Genomic DNA, 811 nt, shown 5'->3' with positions numbered 1-811 from the left:
GGGTTCGTTGGACCACCTGCTGCCAAGCCACCTGTTACGGCTAAATTGGAAATAGTACTTAGATCATTTGAGATACTCGATAACGTAATATCTGGTGTCGTATCTCTGTTAAATGGATTGAGATACAACCCATACGGATCCACATACTTCAGCGGATTGCCACGTACATAACCATAGGCCATCTGTTGACTTGGGTCGTTGAGCAGTTGCTGAGTATTCACTCCCGTAAATTGCATTAACTCATGTTGCACCGCTTTCGGTAGATGCGTGTTACGCAGGTTCCAGTTGTCTGGTTGGATAAACCGCCCGTTGTGGCCGTTGTACCAACGGCTGTCCATTTGAACTAAGCCTGTGCTGTAGTCGGTGAACTTACCTGTATAGCGATACGGCATTAGCTGCGCAAACTCGTAATTGGCTAACGGCTCTAGGTCGTAGTAATAGCTCATTACATCGTCGTATTTACGATAGGTTCGACCCAGTGCACTGTACGCCAATCGCATGGCGCTGCGGCCGGTTTTATCTAGCACATGCACACTGCTGTCTAAACGGTCACTGTGAATGTAAAGATTTTCAATGTCCGCGGCGGCCGTGCCAACGGCAAAGGTTAATCGGTGGTGTTTGTCGTACAGCCTTTGATGCAAGACCGAGCTATAAGGTTCATCGGTTTTTGGCAACAAGGTTAAAGTGCGAAACGGAATAAACGCCTCGTCTTTGTCTTTTATCCACTGCGCAAATTCCTGACGACCGTCATAGGCGGTGTGTTGCTCAAACTCGCCCCAGTTTTTGCTGTGCGTCATGCTACGCTTAGTCG

General features: G+C 48.2%; 1 protein-coding gene. It reads right to left on the bottom strand.

From position 1 onward, the window contains the following. Positions 1 to 797: RHS repeat-associated core domain-containing protein (locus AACW90_RS22910; RefSeq protein ID WP_390239364.1), on the bottom strand; the 797-nt coding region annotated here is incomplete at its 3' end. Positions 798 to 811: the final 14 nt, after the last annotated feature.

Source organism: Vibrio frigidus, from assembly GCF_042465995.1.
Lineage (GTDB): Bacteria > Pseudomonadota > Gammaproteobacteria > Enterobacterales > Vibrionaceae > Vibrio.
The sequence above is the reverse complement of the archived record's forward strand: the minus strand, read 5'-3'. Positions and strand labels throughout refer to the sequence as shown.